18 protein-coding genes are annotated in these 21,107 nt (G+C 65.1%); 5 read left to right on the plus strand and 13 right to left on the minus strand.

What is annotated here, in order from left to right; translation table 11 throughout:
- On the minus strand, nt 1-601 hold a 601-nt coding region (locus AC0KS4_RS28455), incomplete at its 3' end, for a mycothiol-dependent nitroreductase Rv2466c family protein (protein ID WP_472408551.1).
- A gap of 193 nt (nt 602-794) precedes the next feature.
- On the opposite strand from AC0KS4_RS28455, the gene AC0KS4_RS28460 reads away from it, so the two are divergent.
- From AC0KS4_RS28460 to AC0KS4_RS28470, 3 genes are all read left to right on the plus strand, one after another.
- Entirely contained in the window at nt 795-1,112 is a 318-nt protein-coding gene (locus AC0KS4_RS28460; RefSeq protein ID WP_051445812.1) for a metal-sensitive transcriptional regulator, read from the plus strand.
- A 171-nt stretch (nt 1,113-1,283) separates the two neighbouring features.
- A complete protein-coding gene (locus tag AC0KS4_RS28465) occupies nt 1,284-1,715 on the plus strand; it encodes an MmpS family transport accessory protein (RefSeq protein WP_042910275.1) in 432 nt (143 codons plus the stop codon).
- Nucleotides 1,712-4,570, plus strand: a complete 2,859-nt coding sequence (locus tag AC0KS4_RS28470) for an MMPL/RND family transporter (protein ID WP_054586225.1) — start codon at nt 1,712-1,714, stop codon at nt 4,568-4,570. The genes AC0KS4_RS28465 and AC0KS4_RS28470 overlap by 4 nt, the downstream gene beginning before the upstream one ends.
- A gap of 584 nt (nt 4,571-5,154) precedes the next feature.
- Here the strand turns inward: AC0KS4_RS28470 and AC0KS4_RS28475 are convergent.
- The 5 genes from AC0KS4_RS28475 to mobF all read right to left on the minus strand — a co-directional run bounded on the left by AC0KS4_RS28475 (nt 5,155) and on the right by mobF (nt 11,374).
- The gene (locus tag AC0KS4_RS28475; protein ID WP_139315447.1) at nt 5,155-5,730 is read right to left on the minus strand and encodes a hypothetical protein; all 576 of its coding nucleotides are present in this window, start codon (nt 5,728-5,730) and stop codon (nt 5,155-5,157) included.
- A 235-nt stretch (nt 5,731-5,965) separates the two neighbouring features.
- A complete protein-coding gene (locus AC0KS4_RS28480; protein ID WP_051445806.1) occupies nt 5,966-6,484 on the minus strand; it encodes a YflT domain-containing protein in 519 nt (172 codons plus the stop codon).
- 113 nt (nt 6,485-6,597) lie between these two features.
- Entirely contained in the window at nt 6,598-6,879 is a 282-nt protein-coding gene (locus AC0KS4_RS28485; RefSeq protein WP_054585745.1) for a hypothetical protein, read from the minus strand.
- 55 nt (nt 6,880-6,934) lie between these two features.
- Complete coding sequence (locus tag AC0KS4_RS28490) at nt 6,935-8,131, minus strand: L,D-transpeptidase (protein ID WP_226057963.1); 1,197 nt, start codon at nt 8,129-8,131, stop codon at nt 6,935-6,937.
- A 411-nt stretch (nt 8,132-8,542) separates the two neighbouring features.
- Complete coding sequence (mobF, locus tag AC0KS4_RS28495; protein WP_186275192.1) at nt 8,543-11,374, minus strand: MobF family relaxase; 2,832 nt, start codon at nt 11,372-11,374, stop codon at nt 8,543-8,545.
- Between the two features lie 649 nt (nt 11,375-12,023).
- Here mobF and AC0KS4_RS28500 point away from each other — a divergent pair.
- Nucleotides 12,024-12,176, plus strand: coding sequence for a hypothetical protein (locus AC0KS4_RS28500; RefSeq protein WP_154074436.1), 153 nt, complete (start codon nt 12,024-12,026; stop codon nt 12,174-12,176).
- Here the strand turns inward: AC0KS4_RS28500 and AC0KS4_RS28505 are convergent.
- The 3 genes from AC0KS4_RS28505 to AC0KS4_RS28515 form a co-directional block, all read right to left on the minus strand.
- Complete coding sequence (locus AC0KS4_RS28505) at nt 12,173-13,351, minus strand: helix-turn-helix domain-containing protein (RefSeq protein ID WP_154074439.1); 1,179 nt, start codon at nt 13,349-13,351, stop codon at nt 12,173-12,175. The two genes, AC0KS4_RS28500 and AC0KS4_RS28505, sit on opposite strands and share 4 nt — an antisense overlap.
- Nucleotides 13,352-14,339: 988 nt before the next feature.
- Nucleotides 14,340-15,086, minus strand: a complete 747-nt coding sequence (locus AC0KS4_RS28510; RefSeq protein ID WP_042910280.1) for an NYN domain-containing protein — start codon at nt 15,084-15,086, stop codon at nt 14,340-14,342.
- A gap of 743 nt (nt 15,087-15,829) precedes the next feature.
- A complete protein-coding gene (locus AC0KS4_RS28515) occupies nt 15,830-16,531 on the minus strand; it encodes a ParA family protein (protein WP_054585403.1) in 702 nt (233 codons plus the stop codon).
- Nucleotides 16,532-16,742: 211 nt separating this feature from the next.
- On the opposite strand from AC0KS4_RS28515, the gene AC0KS4_RS28520 reads away from it, so the two are divergent.
- The gene (locus tag AC0KS4_RS28520; protein WP_154074437.1) at nt 16,743-16,901 is read left to right on the plus strand and encodes a hypothetical protein; all 159 of its coding nucleotides are present in this window, start codon (nt 16,743-16,745) and stop codon (nt 16,899-16,901) included.
- A 222-nt stretch (nt 16,902-17,123) separates the two neighbouring features.
- On the opposite strand, the gene AC0KS4_RS28525 is transcribed toward AC0KS4_RS28520, so the two are convergent.
- The 4 genes from AC0KS4_RS28525 to AC0KS4_RS28540 form a co-directional block, all read right to left on the minus strand.
- Nucleotides 17,124-18,119 (minus strand): ERCC4 domain-containing protein, encoded by a 996-nt coding sequence (locus AC0KS4_RS28525; RefSeq protein WP_042910278.1) that lies wholly within the window; start codon nt 18,117-18,119, stop codon nt 17,124-17,126.
- A 239-nt stretch (nt 18,120-18,358) separates the two neighbouring features.
- Nucleotides 18,359-18,919 (minus strand): hypothetical protein, encoded by a 561-nt coding sequence (locus AC0KS4_RS28530; protein WP_083651534.1) that lies wholly within the window; start codon nt 18,917-18,919, stop codon nt 18,359-18,361.
- A gap of 8 nt (nt 18,920-18,927) precedes the next feature.
- A complete protein-coding gene (locus AC0KS4_RS28535; protein WP_042910277.1) occupies nt 18,928-19,500 on the minus strand; it encodes a recombinase family protein in 573 nt (190 codons plus the stop codon).
- Nucleotides 19,501-19,717: 217 nt separating this feature from the next.
- The gene (locus AC0KS4_RS28540; protein ID WP_042910276.1) at nt 19,718-20,899 is read right to left on the minus strand and encodes an NAD(P)/FAD-dependent oxidoreductase; all 1,182 of its coding nucleotides are present in this window, start codon (nt 20,897-20,899) and stop codon (nt 19,718-19,720) included.
- Nucleotides 20,900-21,107: the final 208 nt, after the last annotated feature.

Raw genomic sequence — 21,107 nt, forward strand, 5'->3', positions numbered from 1 at the left:
GACGCTCGAGCTGTGTGAACTCCGACGTGCCCACCAGGGTTGCGACCGCCTCGAAGATCGCCGATGTTTTGTCCGCGGCAGGCACCGAGGTGAGGACCGGCCCGAAGACGGTGTGTCCGTCGATCGTGATCAGCGGACTGCCCGAAGCCTCACCGAGCGCGTCTTGGCTGGCCTGATGCGAATCGTCGACCGCGGCGTCCAGGCTCGCATCCGACAGTGCCGCAGCTGTCACGTGGTGCGCGCCTGCCGCCGCAAGGACGTGCTTGACGAGGTCGTCGTCGAGGGCGGCTGACTCGTCGAAGTATCGGTGGCCGAAGGCGAAGTAGGCTTTGGCGATCGCGTCGGCGCCCAATTCGTCGCGCAGCGCGACCATCAGTCGCCCGACCTGCCGCGAGTCGCGCATCCGGGCCTGCTGTTGCTCCGGCAACTCACGTCCCGCGTTCAGTATCGCCAAACTCATGAGGCGCCATTCGATGTTGAATCCCGCCTCGTCGGCGGCGGTGGACAACCAGCGCGCTGTGTTCCACGAGAACGGACACACCGGGTCCAGCCACAACGTCAGTGTTTCGGAAGCCGTAACAGGCGGCTGCCGGTCAGTCATAAATGCTCCTCATCATCGAGAAAAATATTGTCAGACAACGCGTTTCCCAGCGATCAACTATCTAAAGGGGCGCTCCAGTGTCATACCCCCTACCGTATAGACAGTAGGCGGTGAGGGCAACCCACCGGGCGCCATCAGGTACTGACCGTCACCCTGTAACGTATACCTCCTGGGGTATGGTATGAAGATTGGCATGGTGAAAACTGCTGGCAAAGCATCCTTGGCGCAGCCGCGATCGGCGCACGCCAGCCAAGACATCGAAGCAACGCTGAACCGGTTGCGCAGAGCGCACGGGCAGCTCGGCGCGGTCATCTCGATGATCGAGCAGGGCCGCAGCTGCAAAGATGTCGTCACGCAGCTGGCAGCGGTGTCGCGGGCCCTGGACCGCGCCGGCTTCAAGATCATTGCGTCCGGTCTTCGTCATTGTCTCGATGCCCCCGGTGACCACGCCGATGGCCCAGCGCCATTGACGATCGAGGAACTCGAGAAATTGTTCTTGAGCCTCGCCTGAGGTGTCGGTCGCAGACCCCGGGCCGTGGAACGGGCTTCCTTTTACCAATACCCTGGGGGGTATGGTGCCGTGTGAGGGGTCGGCACGGGCTGCGGGAAGGCGGCGCTGACCTGCGCGGTCGGACGTCGGCCCTGGTCGTGCGGGGCACCGCAAGGATGAGAGGACAGCGCAATGTTGGCGACGCTGAAGCGTGCGTGGGTGCCGATTGTCGTGGTGTTGGTGGTCTTGCTCGGATCGATCGGAGTTTTCAAGCTGCGGGGGGTATTCGGTTCTGACCCCATCTTTTCGGCGACGGCAGGCCAGGCCCAGCAGCTACCCCAGATCAACGTCAAACATGTGACCTACGAGGTGTTCGGAGCCACAGGCACCGCGGGACGCGTGAGCTATGTCGACGTGGATTCCCGGCCCGCGCAGGCGAATTTCAGCAGCCTGCCCTGGCGTTACACGATAGCGACCACGATGTCGTCGGTGATCGCCAACGTTGTGGCCCAAGGCGATAGCGACAATCTCGGCTGCCGCATCACCGTCAACGGTGAGGTGAAGGACGAGCACCACTCCTCCGAGCATCATGCTCAAGTGTCGTGTCTGGTTAAGGCCGCATGACCGCCGGCAACCAGACGCGTCCGCGGTTGGCGCGGTTCGTGCGCAGGTTTGCGGTGCCGATCATCCTGGCCTGGCTTCTGGTGACCGTCGCGGTCAATGTTTTCTGGCCGCCGATTGAGTCGGCAGCGCGCAACCACGCGGTCACGATGTCGCCCCAGGACGCACCGTCGATGATCGCCTCGAAACAGATCGGTGCGACGTTTCACGAGTTCGATTCCGACAGCGTCGCCATGGTGGTGCTGGAAAGCGACACCAAGCTCGGTGAGCACGCGCACCGCTACTACGACGGGCTGGTGCACGAACTGCAGGGCGACCACAAGCATGTGCAGCACGTCCAAAACGTGTGGGGCAGCCCCCTGACCGCGGCCGGAGTCCAGAGCCGGGACGGTAAAGCCGCCTACGCCCAGCTCAACTTAGCGGGCAACCAGGGCAGCACACTGGGCAACGAATCGATCAAAGCGGTCCGCGTCGTCCTCGCCCGCACGCCCCCGCCCGCGGGGATGCGGGTTTACCTCACCGGGCCGGCCGCGCTGACCACCGACATGAACGAGGCCGCCGACAAAAGCATGCTGACCATGATGGGCGTGACCGGGGTGGTCATCATGATCATGCTGTTCCTCACCTATCGCTCTGTGAGCACGGTGCTGCTCGTACTCGCCATGGTCGGCCTCGAAATGGGCACCGCCCGAGGGGTCGTCGCGATCCTGGGCAACTACGATCTGCTGGGCTTTTCGACGTTCGTCGTCGCCATGTTGTCCTCGCTCGCTATTGCGGCGGGCACCGACTACGCGATCTTCCTGATCGGCCGCTACCAGGAAGCCCGCCAAGCCGGCGAAGACGCAGAAACGGCCTATTACAGTATGTTTCGCGGCACGTCTCATATCATCTTGGGTTCGGGGCTGACGATCGCCGGGGCCACCTTGTGCCTGCACCTGGCGCGCCTGGCGTATTTCAGAGCCCTGGGCATCCCGTCAGCTCTGGGTCTGTTGATTGTGGTCGCCGGGGCGCTGACCGCGGCGCCGGCCATCGTCGCCGTGGCGAGCCGGTTCGGTCTGCTCGATCCGAAACGAACTGTCAAAGTGCGCGGCTGGCGTCGCATCGCCACCGCGACGGTGCGCTGGCCCGCACCGGTGCTCGCCGCCTCGCTGGCACTGGCCCTGGTCGGCATCGCGATCATGCCGAGCATGAAAACCAGCTACGACGACCGCAACTACATTCCCGCAGATCTGCCCTCCAACGTCGGTTACACCGCCGCCGAGCACCACTTCAGCACTGCCACAATGAATCCCGACATCCTGATGGTCAAAAGCGATCACGACATGCGCAATGCCGGGGACATGATCATCCTGGACAGAATCGCCAAGGAGGTCTTTCGCACACCCGGGATCGCGATGGTGCAAAGCATCACCCGCCCCCTGGGCGGCCCGGTCGATCACACGTCGATACCATTTCAGATCAGCGCGCAGTCAATCCCCATACGGGAAAACCTTCAGTTCATGAACGACCGGGCAGCCGACATGCTCACCATGAGCAACGACCTCGGCGCCATGATCGGTTCGATGCAGCGCATGTACGGCCTCGTCCAACAGATGAGCGGCGCCACCCACCACATGCTCGGCGACATGAACAACATGAAAGCAACGCTGGACGACATCCGAGATCACCTCGCTGACTTCGACGACGTCGCCAGGCCCGTCCGCAGCTACCTGTACTGGGAACCGCACTGCCTCAACATCCCCGTCTGCTGGGCAACGAAATCGGTGTTCGAATCGATCGACGGCGTCGACAAATTCAGCGAGAACATGAAAACGCTACTGGGCGATGTCAGCAACGTCGACACACTGATTCCACAGATGGCGCAACAGTTCCCGCCGATCATCGCCGTCGCCACCGCGATGCAAGCAAGCCTGCAGACGATGCACAGCAGCTTCGCCGGCCTCGTCGACCAGATCACACGGATGACCGACACCGCCAGCGCCATGGGCCAGGCTTTCGACGCCTCGAAAAGCGGAGACTACTTCTACCTGCCGCCAGAAGCGTTCGACAATCCCGACTTTCAGCAAGGTCTGAAACTGTTCCTCTCACCCGACGGCCACGCCGCCCGCTTCATCATCACCCACGACACCGACCCGGCAACCCCAGCAGGTATCGCCGCGGTCACACCCGAACTCCAAGCCGCACACCAAGCCGTCAAAGGAAGCAGCCTGACCGACGCGCGGTTCTACCTCGCCGGGACCGCCGCCGTCTACCGCGATATCCAGGCCGGCTCCAAATACGACCTGATGATCGTCGGACTCGCGGCACTGACACTCATTTTTGCGGTCATGCTGATCATCACCCGAGCCGCCATCGCCTCAATAGCGATCGTCGGCACCGTGCTGCTGTCCCTCGGCGCCGCCTTCGGGCTGTCAGTGCTGGTGTGGCAGCACATACTCGGCTTGGAACTCAACTGGATCGCACCGGTTTTCGGGTTGATCATCCTGCTCGCGGTCGGCTCGGACTACAACCTGCTCCTGGTCTCACGATTTCAAGAGGAAATCGGTGCCGGACTCAAAACCGGGATCATCCGGTCCATGGGAAGCACCGGCGGGGTCGTCACCGCCGCCGGTCTGGTGTTCGCGTTCACCATGATGTCCATGGCCGCCAGCGACTTGAGTTCCATCGGCCAAGCCGGCACCACCATCGGCCTCGGACTGCTCTTCGACACCCTGATCGTGCGCTCCCTGATGACGCCCTCAATCGCGGCTCTGCTCGGCCGCTGGTTCTGGTGGCCACAACAGACAGCGCCGCGCCCGACAAGCCAGGCGCTCCACCACGCGCGCAACGGGATCTCGACGAGCGGTGGTTCGCGGTGATCGCTGCGTTCTGAGAGCCCCAAGGCAGGAACGGCAGTGCCGGAAAGTTGAAAGTCATCGAGAATATGCAGGGCAGCGTCAAGCTGTGCGTCACACGTCGCCGGGCCCCGGTCGCTGACGATCTACCCGTGGTCGTCGCCTCATCCACCTCATAACGTCGCCGCCAACGCCGATCGCATGGGTACCTGGCGTTGCACGTCGCCGAGATCCCCGCCGCTGACACTCAGCTCCCGCTTAACCGACACCTCGGGTTAGAGCTCCGCGTCCTCAGTCCAGTGGGTCTCGCTTGGCACACGAACCCCCTGTCCGTCAGCGGTCATCAGGTGCAGTGTCAGTAGTCTAACGATGACCTGTTATCCACGGGCATGGCAGGGACCGTAGTTCCGTTTTGTCCCTTGTCATCTCAAGGTTCCCGACACACCCCAGACCCGCCGAATAGTTCTGAAGATTCGCCGCCACTTAGCCCTGAAGATCACACACAGCGGCCTGGGGCTACGGGTGGGGGAGAGGTCACCGGAAGACTGTCTCGGTTCTTCTACAAACGAGACACTGGCTGCGGATCTTCGGTCGAGGGAGCCGCGACCCTATCGAAGGGGCGGGCCGGCGAGGCGGGACCACCATGGCAGGCGGCGGACAAGCGTGTCGTCCAGGGCGAAGCGGTTGCCGAGTCCGTGCTCGAGCATCACCAGTAAGGCGCAGAACACGACCGCATAGATGATTGAGGGGCCGATGTCGGTGGCCCCCGGCGGGTACGGCGCCCCGAAGCCGCCGGCCGTGGTCCATACCAGAAGGCTGTAAATGGCCCCGGCGACGTAGACGGCGCGCCGGGCGACTCCGACGATCAGCGTGATTGCGATCACCGTCTCGACAGCAGCGCCCAGATACGCACCCATTGCGGGTGCGGGGCGTTCCAGCCGCAGTACGAAGTCGAACCACGGCGCAAGCCAGTGCGGCTCGGCGGCCGCGGTGGCGATCATGTTCGGCAGGAAGGTGGCGCGGAACCCGGGTTGCCACTTCAGCCAGGCGTCGATGCCCCAAATCACGCCGAATACGATCCGCACCGCCGCGGCAACCCACTGCCGCCGTCGGTCCAGGGCCACCGCCGGAGTCCTGTCGCCGGGTTTGTCAGTGGGATGAGCGGCCGCGGGCTGGCCCGTCACGGACGAATTCGCCAGTGACCGCCCCGCCGCGGCTGCCCAGTCCGAACCGGCCGGAACTTCAGTCCGGTTCCCCGAGCGCACCCAACTTGGAGCGAACCGCCTTAATTGAACCAACGGTGAGCCCTCCCCGGATGGCGTGGTGGTCGTCAACCAGCCATCCGAACTGCTTATTTGATCCTGAGAGCGAAGGGACTGTGCGTCGGCCTGCCCCTGGAAAACGGTCTCTGCTCACCGTTTACGCAGTCCGTGCCGCGTCTGAATCATCCACGCGTGATCCCGGGACGAAGCGGGCAGCGGCTTCTGCGGCATACTGCGCCGCGACGTAGACGTCGTAGCGCTGCGCCTCCAAGGCCTGCACGCTGGAAAAGTCACGCTTGCCCCGAGTGGAGGCGTGTGCGATAAAGCCGAATGCGGCACCCCAGAACGCACCAATAATCGACGCGACCAGCAGCATCCATACCCACAATGGACCCGCCGTGAAGATCGATAGAAGCAAGCCGACCAGCAGACCGAACCAGGCACCACTACCGGCCCCGGCCAGGGCGGCTTTGCCGGTGGTCATCCGCCCGGTGACATGTTCGACCGTGCGCACCCCGTCACCGATGATCCGAACGTGCTCGACGGGAAACCCGTCATCGGACATCTGATCCACCAACCGCTGGGCGTCCAAATAGTGGTCAAACGATGCCACCAGCTCCTGTCTCACAGACGGTGCATCGCCGCCCTGCTGTCCGGGAGGTCCAGGAACGGTCATGTCTGCGTCCTCGGGTGTCGTGGGAAAATTGCTTGCCGGGGTTACCCGCTGTAGCCGATCGTTATGCACGGCACTTGGGTCGTGCCTCGGCTAAGCCGATTAGCACATAGATTTTAATCAGAACACTGTCCCGATTCGAAGTCGGGTCGCAGCGAACGGACCTGCATGGTCAGGTCCCGCAGCAACCGTTCCTCGGGGCTGCCGACGTATAAATTCAGCCATTCCGTGAGAGCCGCCAGCAGGGGAGTCGGCAACGGGAATCCCTTTCCTACAACGACATGAAGGATCCGCTCGATCGCCAGATGGTTTTTCCCACAACCTAATTCGACAAACACCATCGTGCGCTGTTCACCAGTTAGGCATGGCCCTGCCGCGTCAGCCAGCAGCCACGCCATGCCTGCGTCTGAATTTATCGGTGTTTTGCTCGGGCTGTGGGAAGAGTTAGCCGGGTCAGGCGAGGGCACTTCCGGCCTGCCATTGCGTCCAAGGCACACTCCAGTCACCGTTGTTCTGCAACGACTGTGGCGGCCCCCCGGTGTCGCGGACGTCGACGATGTCGCCTGATCGGGAAAAATCGAAGAACCATTTGGCGTTGTCGCCGTTCAGGTTTAGACAGCCATGGGAAGTGTCGGTGTTGCCTTGGGCCCACACGGTGCTGTCGAGTTGGTGAAGATAAATCCCGTCGGGGCTGATGCGGGTGGCGTAGTTGATGGTCTCGCGGTAGCCGAGGTGGGAACTGACGGGCAAGCCATAGGTAGACGAATCCATCACAACCGGATTGGACTTATCCATCACCGTGTAGACCCCGGGCGGGGTCCAAAACGTGAGGGTCTGCCCGGCGACGGTTTTCGTGCCCCCCATGCCCATCGAGGTGGGCATGGTGCGCACCAGAACGCCGTTGTTGTAAACGTTGACCTGTTTAGTGTTGTCGTCGGCGATGGACACATGCGCGTCACCGATGGTGAACGACGTCTGCTTGTCCTCTTGACCGTACAGTCCGCTCCCCAGCGGCGCGCCGTAGATGTTGGCCGCCGCGGTGATTTTCGTGCCCGCCGCGTAGTAGTGCTCCGGGCGCCAATGGGCGTTGTGGTCATCAACCCAATACCAGGAACCCTCGACGGCCGGAGCGGTCGTCACAGTCAGTCGGCGCTGCGCGGCCGCGCGATCGATGATGGGTTCATCAAAGTGGGCGACAATGACCGTGCCCACCCCGTAGGTGCCGCCGTCGCGCAGCGCCGCACCCGACGTCGTGGTCAGCGACACCGAAGCCTGAGTGCTGGGCGTGAGCGTGGTGAAACTCGACATCTGCGACGCGAAAGTTCCCGTCTGCCCACGACTGACCACGGTGAGGGTGTAGCTGCGGCCGTAACCCAGCGGCCCGCCGAGCTTCCACACCAGGTGATCGGGGGCCATAACACCTGGGATTGGCTTGTCTTGGTCGTTGACCATCCGCACGTCAGACAGCGTGCCGTTGACCGCGCTCACCGTGACCGCACCCAGCGGATCAACGTTCACCGCATCGGGGCCCGGAGTGACAGTAACGGTCGCAGGCATTTCAGCGCGCGGGACCGACGCTGTGAGCAGCGCACCGTTGTGGTCATCGCCTCGCCCGATCACCACCACCGCCACCGCCATCACACTGATCACAACGACCGCGCTAAGACTCAGGCGAGTTCGTCGACCGATAGACACCAGACGCCCCTTCTGTCCCTCTCACATTCGTTGTCACCGCCGTCGCGCAGGCTGCGACCAGCAAGGCATCAGCAGCTCCAAACCCCCGCCGACCTCGAGCATCGTAAACATTGAAGCTCGGGACCGGCCGAAGCTGCCGAATAGGGCAACCGCTGCCCCACCGCAGCGCTCCGAAGGCCGAACCCCATACCCCTTCAGGGTATAGCACGTCACCAACTTGTCCTGGCCGACAACGGCATCAACGATGACCCGGCCCGCACGCTCCACCCGCGAGCCCGAGCCCACGCCGACGAGGCCATCGGCGCCCGCGCATGCGGTGTGCGCAGAATTCGACCAAGGGCAACCAGCCAGCAAGTCTGCGATTTATTACAGTTCCAGCCCGTAGTCCTGGCCCTGCTCGCGATCCTGGTTGCGGCTGAGGTGTTCGTCGATGAAGCGTTGCTGCTCGATGCGCTCATCGACGGTGGCCTGAATCGACTGCCAGTAGGCCGCGCGGCGCCGTTGGACGGCGTGGGCGCGCCGGTCCAGCAGGTGTTGGACACGCTGGGGCAGCTGCTCGCGGCCTTCGGCTCCGGCGGCCACGTCGTGGGCGGTGTGGGCTTGGTCGTGGCGGGTGCCGATGATGTGGCGGGCGAGGTGGGCGGCTTGGCGGCTGGTGCCGCGGCGCGCCAGGTGCACACCCGGCTGCTCTTCGGCGTGTTCGTGTTCGGTTTCTCCGGCACGCCGCTCGTACAAGTACGCCTCATTTGATTCGCGGCCGCGGGTGAGTGCGACGTAGAGCAGGTTGCGGCTGGTGTGTTCGCCGAGCACGGCGTGGGTGGTGTCGGCGGTGACGCCTTGGGCGGAGTGCACGGTGACCGCATAGCCGTGGGTGACATGTTCCTGGAGGTAGTCGCCGGTGAAGGCGACACGCGCGCCATCAGAGAGCCGGCGCGCGGCAATCCGGTCATGGTCGGAGTCCACGGCGTAGACGCGCCAGCGTTGCCCGTTGCGCACCGGATCCGCGGCCTTCGCGAAGTCGGCGGCGTCATGAACCGGGTTGGTGGGGTCGTTGCGCCGGCTGAGGATCACATCGCCCTTGGCGATGCGGTGTCCGCGCGCCGCGCCGACGGTCGGCAACGCGCTGTCGATGGTGTCGTCGTGGATGCGCCGGTTGAGCGCATCGCACATTTCTGTGGTGTCGCAGATCAGCAGCGTGTCCTTGCCCGCCGCGGTGTCGGCCTGGTAGCCGGTGAGGGCGTCGGCGGCCATCGCGATGTCATCGCCGGTGTGCAGCCGCCCGTTCGCCCGGTACCAGTCGACGGCGCGCCGGATCGGGGCCGGGCCACCGTCCCTGAGCGCCAAAGACGCGGAGCGTTCCTCGGGGTCGCGCATCCGCCACACCTCCGACAGGGTCTGCGTCCACGGCAAGTCTTGACAGAGTTGGGCGAACATTCCCCCGCGGGCCTTGACCGGGCTCAGTTGGTGGGCATCACCGACCAGCACCGCCTTGATGCCCGCCTTCGTGGTGGCGGCCAACAGTTGGCGTAGATCGTCGGTGCCGATCATGGCGGCCTCATCGACGATCACCACACCGGGCCGGCGCAACGTCAGGGTTCCGTCACGTAACGATTTAAGCGCCTTGGCCACGGTGTAGCCGACATCCCCGGCACCCTCCCGGATAGCGACATCAACCGCCTTGCCGGTCGGGGCCACCACCATCACCTGCCCCCGAAACCGGCGCGCCCCGGCCGCCAGCGCGCGCAGCGAAGTGGTCTTACCCGCCCCGGCCGGCGCCGACAACGGACACACCAACCACGGCGAACCCGCAATGCTGTGCACCGCGCGCTTCTGGTCGGGTGAGAGCCCGGCGGCATCGTGCTCGTTGACCCAGATCTGGGCCCGCACATCGCGGGCATCCACCAGGTCCAGCACGCCTTGTTCTTCGGCCAGAAACGCCTCCAGGGTGAACCGGTCATGGCCCTCACGCTGATGCGCCAACCGGGGCGCAGTCACCCGCAAACCCAGTGCGTCGACGGCGGCCTCCACCATCTCCCGCGGCCCACGCTCGGTGTCCACCGGCAGCTGCGCCCCGATCACCTCCACCAGATCGGCGCGGGTGAAGGTGGCCTTGTCCATCGCCTCCGCCGCCGCCAACAGCCGGCGCCGATCCAACGGCGCGGTAGCCGCCGCACTCCACGCCTGTCGCGCTTTCCGCGCCTGGGTGTAGGCGTCCCGATCAAAACGCAGACCGCGCGCATCCGCGCGCCAATCCTGCGCTAGTTGCGCCCACGCCAACTGCTCGGGCTTGGACGGACGGGTGGCCTTTTGCGCGGCCCCCAACTGCGCCGCCGACAGCCCTTTGGCCGCGTCGACGACGGTCAGATTGTCCGCGGCCCACTCCCGCAACGCACTCGAACGCTGCGACCACGCCGTGATCGTCTTGGGGTCGATGCCGGCGATCTCGGCCATCCCCGTTTGTGGGTCCACCGGCGCCCACTCCAGGCCCAACGACCGGTGCAGCTCGCGGCGCAGCGTCGCTTGGTAGATCACCCCGGCGGCTTTGGCTTCGTGATACAGCGACGTGCCATCCACCGACACCAACCGGCCGTCGCCGCGGGCCTGCCGATTCGGGACCAGCACGTGAGTGTGCAGGTGCGGATCCCCCGCCCGCGACGTCTCATGCTGATACGCCACCGCCACCAACCCCGGCAACCGCACCAGGTCCTTGTCCCCGGTGACCGAGTTATGCACCCGGCTGTAGCCGGCATGCGCGGCGAGGTATTCCAGCGCCTCGGCGATGGCGGTGGTGTGCGCGGAAAGGACCGCTTTGTCGGCCACGTCATCACCGCGCAGCGCACGGATCAGCGACACACTTTTGGGTGCGCAAAACGTCAAATCAAACCCATGCACCGACCGCTTGCCGAACCCACGCCCGCACACCCCGTTCGGCGCGGCCCCCTCATCCAGCCAACGCGCCACCACCTCCGGATCAGCATCCCCGCCCGCCCGCTCCGTGTCGCTCAACCCCACCAATTCCGCCGCGGCACGGGCGTCGCCGGCACACAACCAAGTGGGGGTGCGGGTGTCGTGCTCGCCGTAATACTCCCCCAACCCACCACCCGCCCGCTGGGCGTCTTTGGCTGCCTGCCCAGCTGCGCGGGCGGTGTCGTTGTAGTAATTGACCGACCACCGCGAGAGCTTCGCAATCGTCAACATGGCCCACCACCCCGCTCGCGCGCCGCCGTCAGGCGACCCATCCTGCTGGGCAAACAACGTTTGCCCAGCAGGCAGCCTCGCACACCCTTGTGCAAATGTGCCATGGCGACACGCAGGTAGGAGCAAAAGGTTTGCTGGGCACGGGTGCGGCAGAGGCTGAAGGAAGCCCAGGTAGGCGGGAGATTCGGCAGAAAAGCGGGTGGGATAAACCTGCGGAAGGGTTGGATAGCAGAGGTGACGGTGGACGACGATGCGGAGCTGGCGACGCTTGTGGCGCCGCGTCGACGACCTCTCCGCCGAGCTGCCCCCGCCGGTCGGCGCGCGGTGCGCAACGCCATCGCCACCAACGTGCTGTCGGGCTGGCATCCCAGCACCGACGAACATCACCCGCCTGGTCGCCTTCGCCGCCGGCAAAACCAGCCTGGGCCGACTACCTAACTGCCGGCACCCACCCCGCCCACACCCGACAGTGCTAAGCACACCTAACAACCCGATTTTCCCGACCTGATTAGGCCGGCTAACACGTCGAGTGGGCATCCGGCAGCAGCCGCATACCGGGCGCCAAATCACGTCGCTGCGACGCCGGCTTGGGGCATCACCGATAGACGATGGGAACGCCGCACCGCCCAGGCCGAAACGAGGCAAACCGATGGACTATGAGACCGCATTGACCGAGCTGCTGGTGCGCCGCGCTCAGCTCGGTAGTGAGCGCGTACTCGACTGGCTGGTGTACGGGACACCGCTGGCGCGGCTGCCGCGCCTGGACGTGGTGTGCGGGGATCACCGCGCCGGCCCCTACTAACCGCGCGGCTCGGACCTGAGTGGAGGCGTGCGGGCCGCGGCCGCCGCGGCCGCCACCCGCGCGGCATCGTGGGCGGCGGCGCGGGCGCGTTTGCGCGCCGCGGCACGCGCGGCTTCGGCCGCTATCGCCCGCGCGGCGGTATGCCCGGCACTGCCCAGCGCGGCGCGGCCGGCGGCGCGGGCGCGCTCATGTTCGGTGTGGGCGGCGCGCTGCGCGGCCAGGTGCGCCTGGTGCGCGGCGCGCTCGACGGCTTCCCGCGCTTCGTCGAGGGCGGCCGGGCGCTCCTCGAGGCGCTCGCGGCCATGCCAGGCCAGCATCGCGCCCAACAGCCCGATCGGCTTGTGCGGAGCATCCGGAATCCGCCGCCCGCTCACTCCCGCCCAGTCCCCGATGAGCGCGTTGAGATCGCGCGGGCTCCAGCCGTGCGCGGCCGGCCCGGCCAGGATCGCCGCCCACGCCGCCGCGCTGTGCCGGCGCGCCCACGGCGGAGCATGGGAATCGGCGCGCCACGCCCGCGCCAGGCCGGCGCCCCCGGCATCTGGTGCTCGGCGGCGCGGCGCGCCGCCCTGCCGGCGGCCCGCAGGGCCACCGGTGCCGGTAGTAACCACTTGGTTAGGTGAGTGTTTATCCCTAACGGGACCGCTACGCGGGTGGGGTGACAGCCCAGACACCAAGCCGGTGAGCTGCCGGTTATCGTGCAGCGCCCACACACTGGCCCAGCCCCGACCCCGGTCGCCCACCCGCCAGGACGCCAACCGCTCCATGCGGGTGCGCTGGCGACCGCGCAGCACCTCAGAGGCCACCCCCAACAGCCGCAGCACAGCATCGGCGCGCTGCACGGTACGTACCGAGTAGCCGGTATCGGCGGCCAGCCGCTCATTGGAGGGCCGGCAATTCCGGCCGGTGCCGTAATCGGCATAGCCCGCGCGGGCCGCAGCGACCGCCAGCAGCGCTCGGCGGCTGATCGGGTTACCCGGCATCAACGGGCGCACCGCGGTGTCATAGCGGCAGTCATAAGCCACCGCAACCGTGAACGTGGCCCACCGCTGCGCTCTCCCACTCCAACACGGCACCCCCGCATATGGGGCCTCACCGAGCTCGAGCACGATCACCGCGGCGATCGCGCGGCAGTTGGCGGCCAACAACGCGCCGGCGCGCGGGCCCGTGCGGGCCACACCGCGGCGTGGTCGGACTGCGGTGCATCCTCGATACGGGATGGCGCACAAATCCACACGTGGTGTGGACAAAAGTTGATCACAGTGCGCGGCGTTGTCTGGAACAGCTGACAGGTATGCGCTACCGTGAGACGAGTCGCTCAAGACACGTCCCTTTCAGGGGCAACGGGTGCGGACCCGGAACCGAGCTGGTAACTCGGCTTGAACCCTCAGACAGGGCCCCGCTAGCGCGGGGCCTTTGTCATGTCAGCGGGGTGGTCCGCACGCTATGAAGATGTCGCGGGGGTGCCGACTCTCGGGCCGGGAGCTAGATAGCGAGCAGCAGGACCTCCCGATCGAGGTGACGTACCGCTTCGGTGCGGCCAGTCGCGATAGCGAGCAAATCGGCGGCAGCCGAACCCGCAGCGATGGAATGCCTTGCAGCGCAGTCACGAAGAACCGCGTAGACCTGCGACGGGACGCGCAACTTGGTGGGTCTGCTGCCGTCGTCGCGGGCCGCGGTAGGTCGGCCGCCACTGGGTGCAGGTGTGGGTGCCGCGGGTAGGAGTGCCGCTTGGTGAACGTCGCGGGCAAGGGCCGGATAACCGGTGGCGATGGCCAGCAGGTCGGCCGACAACTGGCTAAGGCTCGTGCCGTGGTCAGCGGCTCGAGCCTCAAGGTCTGTGTAAACAACCGCGGCGATCGGGGCGAGAACTTGATCACGGGCACCCTTGTGCGTGCTACGTGATTGAGCCATGCGGTGATCATTCCTGCGACATAAAGACTTACCGGGTAAGACACGCCGTCAAAGCGTGACCTTTTCGTGATGGAGAGCCCGCCGCCGAAGCACGCCTGCGAGCGACAATTTCGGGGGAAGCTGGTGGTGTACGAGGTGCGTCGGTCTGGCCGATGCGGCTTGAGGGAATTGCGCCGGCGCAAGACTCGTTGCATACTGGTGCCATACCGCCCGTCCCCGGAAGGGGGCGGGTTTTCACTTTGTGGGCCAGTTTCACCAGGGTAGAGGCTTATGGACTCCCCCGGTTGGGTCGGCGAGCTGGCAGGCCCTGAAGTCGGCGTCGGCCATTTGATACCACCAGTGGTTTCCGGCTCCGGTGGTGGCGGGCGCGCTGAGTGAGGTGGCGGTGTATCCGCGGGTGGGGTTGACCAGGCCGAGCGGAACCAGTTGGCGCACTTGGTCGATGGGGAATTTGAGGTCTGTGTCGTTGCTGATGACCACCGCACCTTCGATGGGCTTGTGTCCTGGTTGTCCTTTGAGGACATCGAGGAGGAGGTGGGCGGCCACGTTGACGTCGGAGCCTTTCTCTTCTCGGCGGGCGACGGACACGATGAATCGGGCGCGGGGCTCGTCCTGCCCGGCGTCGTTCTTGATCATGACGGGGCCGCCGGGTGCGGTGAGGATCGGTCGGCCGCGCCTGTTGGGTGTGGCGAGCGGAGCGCGGGCGGTGCGGGTGACGTAGTTGCCGTACTCGATGTGGTCGACGATGTTGCCTCTGGTGAGCGCAGCGAGGTAGGCGTCCTGCTCGTGCTGCCCAACGGGGTTGTCGACGCCGGAGATGCGGGCGGTGCAGTAGACGATGCGCTCGACGGTGACGTTGGTCCACGGTGAGTGGTTGGTGATCAGGTCCGTGGCCAGTTGCCGGAGGTCCAACCAGCGCCACCCTGGGGTGCTGGGGCCACAGAGGAACTTGCCGCCGTAGTAGAGGTTGAACCCGTCGATGTAGACGCCCACTCGCATGAGGTGGAACGGTAGCGGCCGATTATCTCCTCCCTCGGGATGTGGCCTGAGGAAAAATTGTTTCTTTCTTGTCCCTTCCTCGTAGTGGCCGTCTTGTGCGGTGCGGTGTGGCTGTCAAAGGCTCGACCGTGGTCGACCGCGTAGCGGCATTGGCCTTGACAGCCACACCACACCGTTTCACCACAATGGGCGGCCCGTAGGAAAGGGGCAGCGCCCGGCACTACGACGGGCTGTAGCGGCGGCGATGCCGCTTGACCCGGCTTTCAAAAACTACAGAGTTTGTAACTTCGTAAACTACAGAGTTACAGAGTTACGGTCTTACAGACCGACAGACTCACGGAGTTCGATTTCTGTGGATCCTGTTAGGTCGGATTCTCGGCTCAGCAATAGGTCGATGGCCACTCTGATGAGGGTGTTTTCGGTAATCCGCTCGCCCCTACCTGCGCGGAGGCGGTTGAGGCTTCGGCTGAGGTCGCTGAGCTGTCCGTATTGGTCGGCGCGCAGGCGGGTCTCTTTGCGTTCGAGTTCGTCGTAACGGACCCATTGTCCGGGTGTGGGCTTTCTTGGACTGCGGCGCGCTGGCCTGCGAGGAGTGTGGTGGGCGGGAGTCGATGCGGCTGTTTCAGACGCTACCGGAGCTGTTGCGGCCGCCGGCGGCGGGTTGGGGGCTGATTCGGGCTGTGGCGACAGGTCGACGGTGACCCGTTCGCCGAGGGTTGCGAGGTCAACTTTTCGGCCTGCCATCACTGTCCTCCTGGGTTTCGTGCGGAGACGGCCAACTGTGTGTGGCGTCCGATCGGGGTTCGCCAGTCGGCGAACATTTCTAGGGCGACGGCACGGTATTCGCTGGCGGCCTCGATGGAGTACCTGTCTCTCGGGTACTGGGTGACCACGAGGCCCTGGGCGGGGGCATAAGCGTGCGCAGATAGCAGCCGGGTGGATGCCCGGAACCGGTGTATCCCCTGCTCGTCGAGCATTCTGAAGGCATCGTCGCGCATGCCTGCGGCGCGGCCGTCGATCTTGTTGCACAGCACCCGGTAGGGGACGCCGCTGGGGGCGATGAGTGTGCGGACGGTGCGGATGAGCGGCTCGACGGATAGCGGCGCGGGCTCGGTCGGGATCACGGCGTAGTCCGAGCTGGCGAGGACGGTCTTGAGGATTGCGCGCCCTTCAAGGCTGCCGGGGGTGTCAACGAACACGACGTCGTATCCCTCGGCCTCAGCCTTGTCACGCAGCCCGCCGAGCTGGGTGACATCGGTGGCGGTCGCGAAGTCGAAGGGGCGGTGCTCATCGTTGATGTTGGCCGACCACCATGAGGCGGACGCTTGAGGGTCGACGTCCACAACGAGTGTGCGGGAAGCCTCTGCGGTGACGCCGGCCAGGCTCATGCACGTGGTGGTCTTGCCGACGCCCCCTTTTTCGCTCAGCACAGCTACAACCTGCATATTTCCTCCCGGAGTTCGTAAGTCTGTGAGTTTGTATATCCGTAAGTTACGAACGTACTGAGTTTCGGAGTTACAGACTAACAGAGTGACGAGTCTTGGCGCGCCCGAGTGGGCTTGGGCTACGGTGCGCGGCCCTGGGAAACGCGCAACTTCCCAAAGGAATCACTGGACCCCCTCCCATTGCGTGGGGGCCAGGGCGGAAGGACGCGCGATGACGCGGCGACGACAAGATGATCGGGACCAGGGCGACGACGAGGGGCGTCCGGTGTTGCGGTGGCTGCGACTCGCGCGCGATACCGCAAGTGGCCTAGTGCTGATGTACGAGCTGGTGGATCACCTGTACACCGTGGCGGGGTGGCTGGTGGGGTAGACGCGACCTGCACACCATCGACCACTAATCGGTTACTGGTCTGAGCTAAAAGTCCGGGCACCCCGTGGCATCGTCCCGGCGGTGATCCTTAACGAGCCAATTCCAGGGGGCCTCCCAATGAAGCTGCTGTCCCAATAACGAACGTTTTCGGGACAACGCGCCAAGCGGGTGAGATAGCCACACCGGTCCGCCACCGCGGTTTCAAGGCAGTCCGTGGACGCTTTAGGTTCGGTTGGGCGAGTTGGCGTCGTGCCAGGCAGCCCAAATTTCGGGGCGCAGGCGCCCGCGATCGGGCACCGGCAACCCGGCGCTGCGGGCCCAGGCGCGGACCTCCGCAGTGGACGGTGTCGGCGCGACGGATGCCTGGTCGAGTTCTGTGGCATCGATCGTGGCCGGTGAGATGCGTTGCAGTGCAGCATGTTCGGTGACTGCCCAGGTGTGGGCGGCGGCCAGGAATCGGTAGGTCCATTCCTGGGCGAGCTGGCGGGTCTCGCAGAACACGACGGGCACGTTCGGCCAGCGGATCTGCAGCTCGGCGAGCCCGTCAGCAATCAGAGCGGGGCGAACCCGGTCGAGTTTGAACAGTTGTGAGTAGCGGTCCTCGATCACGACCGCCGCCCGCGGGAGCGCGGCCAGCTCGCCGACCTGGTAGCGCAGCTTGCCGCCGGTGAGGCTGGCGACCAGATCGGCCAGCGATTTGCGCTCCACGCTGGCCACGAGCTGGCCGTCGATGACGATGCCGTAGTCCCCGCACGGTAGCGCCCGCTTCACCGTGGTGACCTGCTGGGTGGGGAATCGGTAGGCGTACTGCTCGTGGCTGTCGATCACGATCGCCAACTCCTCGATGCCGTGGGCGCGGGCGGTCGGGGTGCGCACGTTCGGGCGGGCCTGCTTGCGGGTGCGCGGTGACTGCCAAAACACCGCGTCACGGCCTCGTGCCTGGGTGAACACGAGTTGGGAGCGGTTGTGCCGGGATCGGTCGGCGATCACGTCGATCGCCGCGCCGCGCCGATGGCACGACCTCAGTGGCACTCGTTCGACGATTACCGGATCCTCGGGCCACTCCTCCAGCGGGACCGGGTAGGCGAACAAGGCCTTCTCCCGCGGCCAAGTCCCCGACGTGCGGAAAAGCAGGTCACCGCCAGCCAGCGGGACACGCAGCAACAGCCGCAGCCGGGACTCGTCGTCGGGATTGACCGCGATCAGCAATTCCGCCACAAGCCCTGAGTCTGCCGGGCCTGGCCCTCGGCGAGGCGAGCGCATCACCGCATATGCGGGGATGTCTTACGGGATAGGTGCCGGTGGCATCAACGCGTATGCGCAGGTGCCGCCCATATGGGTGCTATGGGGATATAGTGGTGGGGACGCCGATGCCATTGCGGTGAGCATCGGAAGTGAACCCCAGGAGATCCTGCCGGACGACAGGGCCTGGGGTTTCGCGTTTCTTGGGCTCCGACTCAGACGTCGACGAGCGTGACCTTCGACTCGATCAAGGCGTAGCAGTGCCGGTCACCGCAGCGCATTTGAGTGACCGCTCCACAGCAGGCATCGGCGATCCAGAGCATGGGTTCTGCTGGGCCACCGACATGGTCCATGTGAAGCCCGCCGTCGAGGATGCGCTTGCGGCGCAGGTAGTCAAGTGTTTGGTGGTCCCGTTGGTCATCCTTGCGGCCGCGTGATTCCAAGATCGCTTGCCTCACTCCCATCTTGACCAGCTCGGCAAGCATCCGCTCCATACACAGGCGCCGTTGACGTTCAGGGCGGCCGGTGGTGGTTGCCTCCGAACGCACGACAACGAGGTGTTCGACGCGGAGTTCGGCGATCGTCTTGGCGATGGTTGCTTGGCGGCCGCGGTCTTCGTCGCGCCAGTGAAGCTTGCGGTGCCTTTTGCTCACCAAAAGCCCGCGCATGGCTTCTCGCACGGCCTCGGCATGGGTTTCTTCGCAGATGGCAGCGCTTAAGATGTACGTCCCCGGGTCCATTGCCTGGTTAGAGCCGGATTCGTCGAGCCACGCCACGAAACCCGTCAACCTTGGACCGCCGCACCAAGGTAGCGGTAGGCAGTCGCGCGCCCGATCCCAAAAGCCGTAGCCAGTTGGGCTACCGGCTCCCCGGTCGCCGCCAGACGGCACAGCTGCTGTTGTCGCTCAGCACTCAGCTTGGGTGGTTTGGTTGCCGGCAAGTCCCGGGCGCGGCGGGACTCACGGGATGCGGCGCGGCGTTCACGGCCGAGCTCGAGCTCAAGCTCGGCCAACGTCGCCATAATGGCGGCGACCGCGCGCCCGGTCGAGGTGGCGGTGTCGATGCCTTCGCGCAAGGCGCGCAACAGGATTCGGCGCTCACCGAGTTCGGCGATGGTGCGGGTAACTTCGGCGACCGAGCGGCCGAGTCGGTCGATGGCGGTGACGACGACGGTGTCGCCGGCGCGGGCGTAATCAAGCATGGAGGCCAGCCCTGGCCGGGCTGTCTTGGCGGACCCAGAAAGTTTGTCGGTAAACACTCGGTCGGCATCGACGCCGACGGCGGCAAGCGCGGTCAGCTGCCCGTCGAGGTCCTGGCCGGTAGTGCTGACACGGGCATAGCCCAGAATCGAGGTCACCGGCAAACCGTCTCATAGCCTGCGGCACAGCGGATTCGAGACACGCCGGTGTGAGACAACAAACGAGACGGCACGCGGCAGCGCGAGCTGCAAAAACTTTTTTGGAATCATTCCAATTTGGCTCGTCCCGATTCTCTATAACCGAGACAGCTTCCGGTTGAGCTGAAATATCAACGCTGGGCCCAGCGTAGCGGTCGGTTTTGCAGATTCGGTTTTCTTAGTCACCCGGCTTTGACGGTTGGTGCTCCCAGATCGCCCGCCAGTCGCGTTCTTCGTCCTGTTTGTCGTGGTGCAGCTGTTCTGAGGGCGGGCTGAGATGGATGGCTGGGTGCGGCAGGGCGAAGAAGTTCCCTTTGCCCAGCGCTGATGCACCACCGCCGGTGTCGAGGTAGCAGTAGCCTTCGCCGGACAATGCGGTGTCGGTGTCTGTGATGCCGAGATAGTGCAGGGCGTTGAGGGCGGCGGCTTTGGCGCCGTTTTTGGCGAAGATGGCGGCTTTGGGCAGCGATCGTCCTGACGGGGAGGTGGTGACGGTAGTGTCGCCGATCGCGAAAACGCCGGGGTGTTGGGTTTGCATGGTGGTGGCGTCGACCTCGATCCATCCCGGCCCGTCCAGTGTCACGGCGGGTTCGTGCGGAGGTATGAACACGAGCAGGTCGAAATCGGCATTTGCGCCGTTATGGAAGTGAATCTGTCGGGCGTCGGCGTCGATATCGGCGACGGCGTGCTCGCCGAAGAATTCGATGTCGTTGGCGTTGAGCAGGGCGACGAGTTCTGGTCCGGCGAAGGGTCCCGCTGAGGGCATCGGTTGCTTTTCGGGGCTGTACACCGAGATGTTCGCATGCTCGCGTGATCCCTTGTCGCGCAGTAGATCCGCGGCGAGCATCGCACCTTCGTACGGGGCGACGGGGCAGCGGTAGGGCTGCGAGGTGACCAGGAACACCAGTTTGCCGCCGGAGAATGTCTGCAGTGCTTCGTGTGCGTGCGCGGCGGCGTCTGTGCTGTAGTAGTGCACCGCCACGCCGCGTTGGGTCGCGTCGCGCAGTCCGGGGACGTTGTCGATGGCGTTGCGGGCGCCGGTCGCGATGATCAAGGCGTCAAAAGCGATGTCGCTGCCGTCGGCCAGGGTAACGCTGCGTGTCGCAGGGTCGATGGCGCGGACTGTCCCGGTCACCCGGCGGACTCCAGCCAATGTGCTGTCGCTGGGTCGGATCGGCACGCTGTCAGCATTGCGCCAGCCGCGCATGACCCATGGCAAGGTGAAACCCAGGAAATGTGAGAAGTCCTCATCGACGACGGTGATGTCGAGATCGTCAAGAGACACACCGGATTCGGTGAGTTCCTTGATGACCGTGAGTCCGCCGATACCGGCGCCGAGGACGACCAACTTTTTCGTCATTCTTCTGACCTCTTCCTTCTGCTGCTTTTCTGTGTCGTGCTTGTGTCCGGTGACGGACCCCTGCGGGTGGCCCTCACACCAGGGTCGCGGGGACCGAGCGTTTGACGGCACCGATGGGCAGTCCGCACCCGGCCCAGGTCGTCTTGCCGCAGGTAGGGCGCCGCACGGCATAACACATGACCGTCCTTGTCGCTGGGTTCGCTATGCG

Source organism: Mycobacterium sp. NTMscope_MAC_12 (assembly GCF_976985675.1).

Coding starts and splice junctions, on each gene's coding strand:
- AC0KS4_RS28480 (WP_051445806.1), bottom strand. CDS start 6,484: ATGACCGTTCCTGGACCTCCCGGACAGCAGGGCGGCGATGCACCGTCT.
- AC0KS4_RS28540 (WP_042910276.1), bottom strand. CDS start 20,899: ATGACGAAAAAGTTGGTCGTCCTCGGCGCCGGTATCGGCGGACTCACG.
- AC0KS4_RS28515 (WP_054585403.1), bottom strand. CDS start 16,531: ATGCAGGTTGTAGCTGTGCTGAGCGAAAAAGGGGGCGTCGGCAAGACC.
- AC0KS4_RS28500 (WP_154074436.1), top strand. CDS start 12,024: ATGGACTATGAGACCGCATTGACCGAGCTGCTGGTGCGCCGCGCTCAG.
- AC0KS4_RS28520 (WP_154074437.1), top strand. CDS start 16,743: ATGACGCGGCGACGACAAGATGATCGGGACCAGGGCGACGACGAGGGG.
- mobF (WP_186275192.1), bottom strand. CDS start 11,374: ATGTTGACGATTGCGAAGCTCTCGCGGTGGTCGGTCAATTACTACAAC.
- AC0KS4_RS28510 (WP_042910280.1), bottom strand. CDS start 15,086: ATGCGAGTGGGCGTCTACATCGACGGGTTCAACCTCTACTACGGCGGC.
- AC0KS4_RS28485 (WP_054585745.1), bottom strand. CDS start 6,879: ATGGCGTGGCTGCTGGCTGACGCGGCAGGGCCATGCCTAACTGGTGAA.
- AC0KS4_RS28470 (WP_054586225.1), top strand. CDS start 1,712: ATGACCGCCGGCAACCAGACGCGTCCGCGGTTGGCGCGGTTCGTGCGC.
- AC0KS4_RS28465 (WP_042910275.1), top strand. CDS start 1,284: ATGTTGGCGACGCTGAAGCGTGCGTGGGTGCCGATTGTCGTGGTGTTG.
- AC0KS4_RS28460 (WP_051445812.1), top strand. CDS start 795: ATGGTGAAAACTGCTGGCAAAGCATCCTTGGCGCAGCCGCGATCGGCG.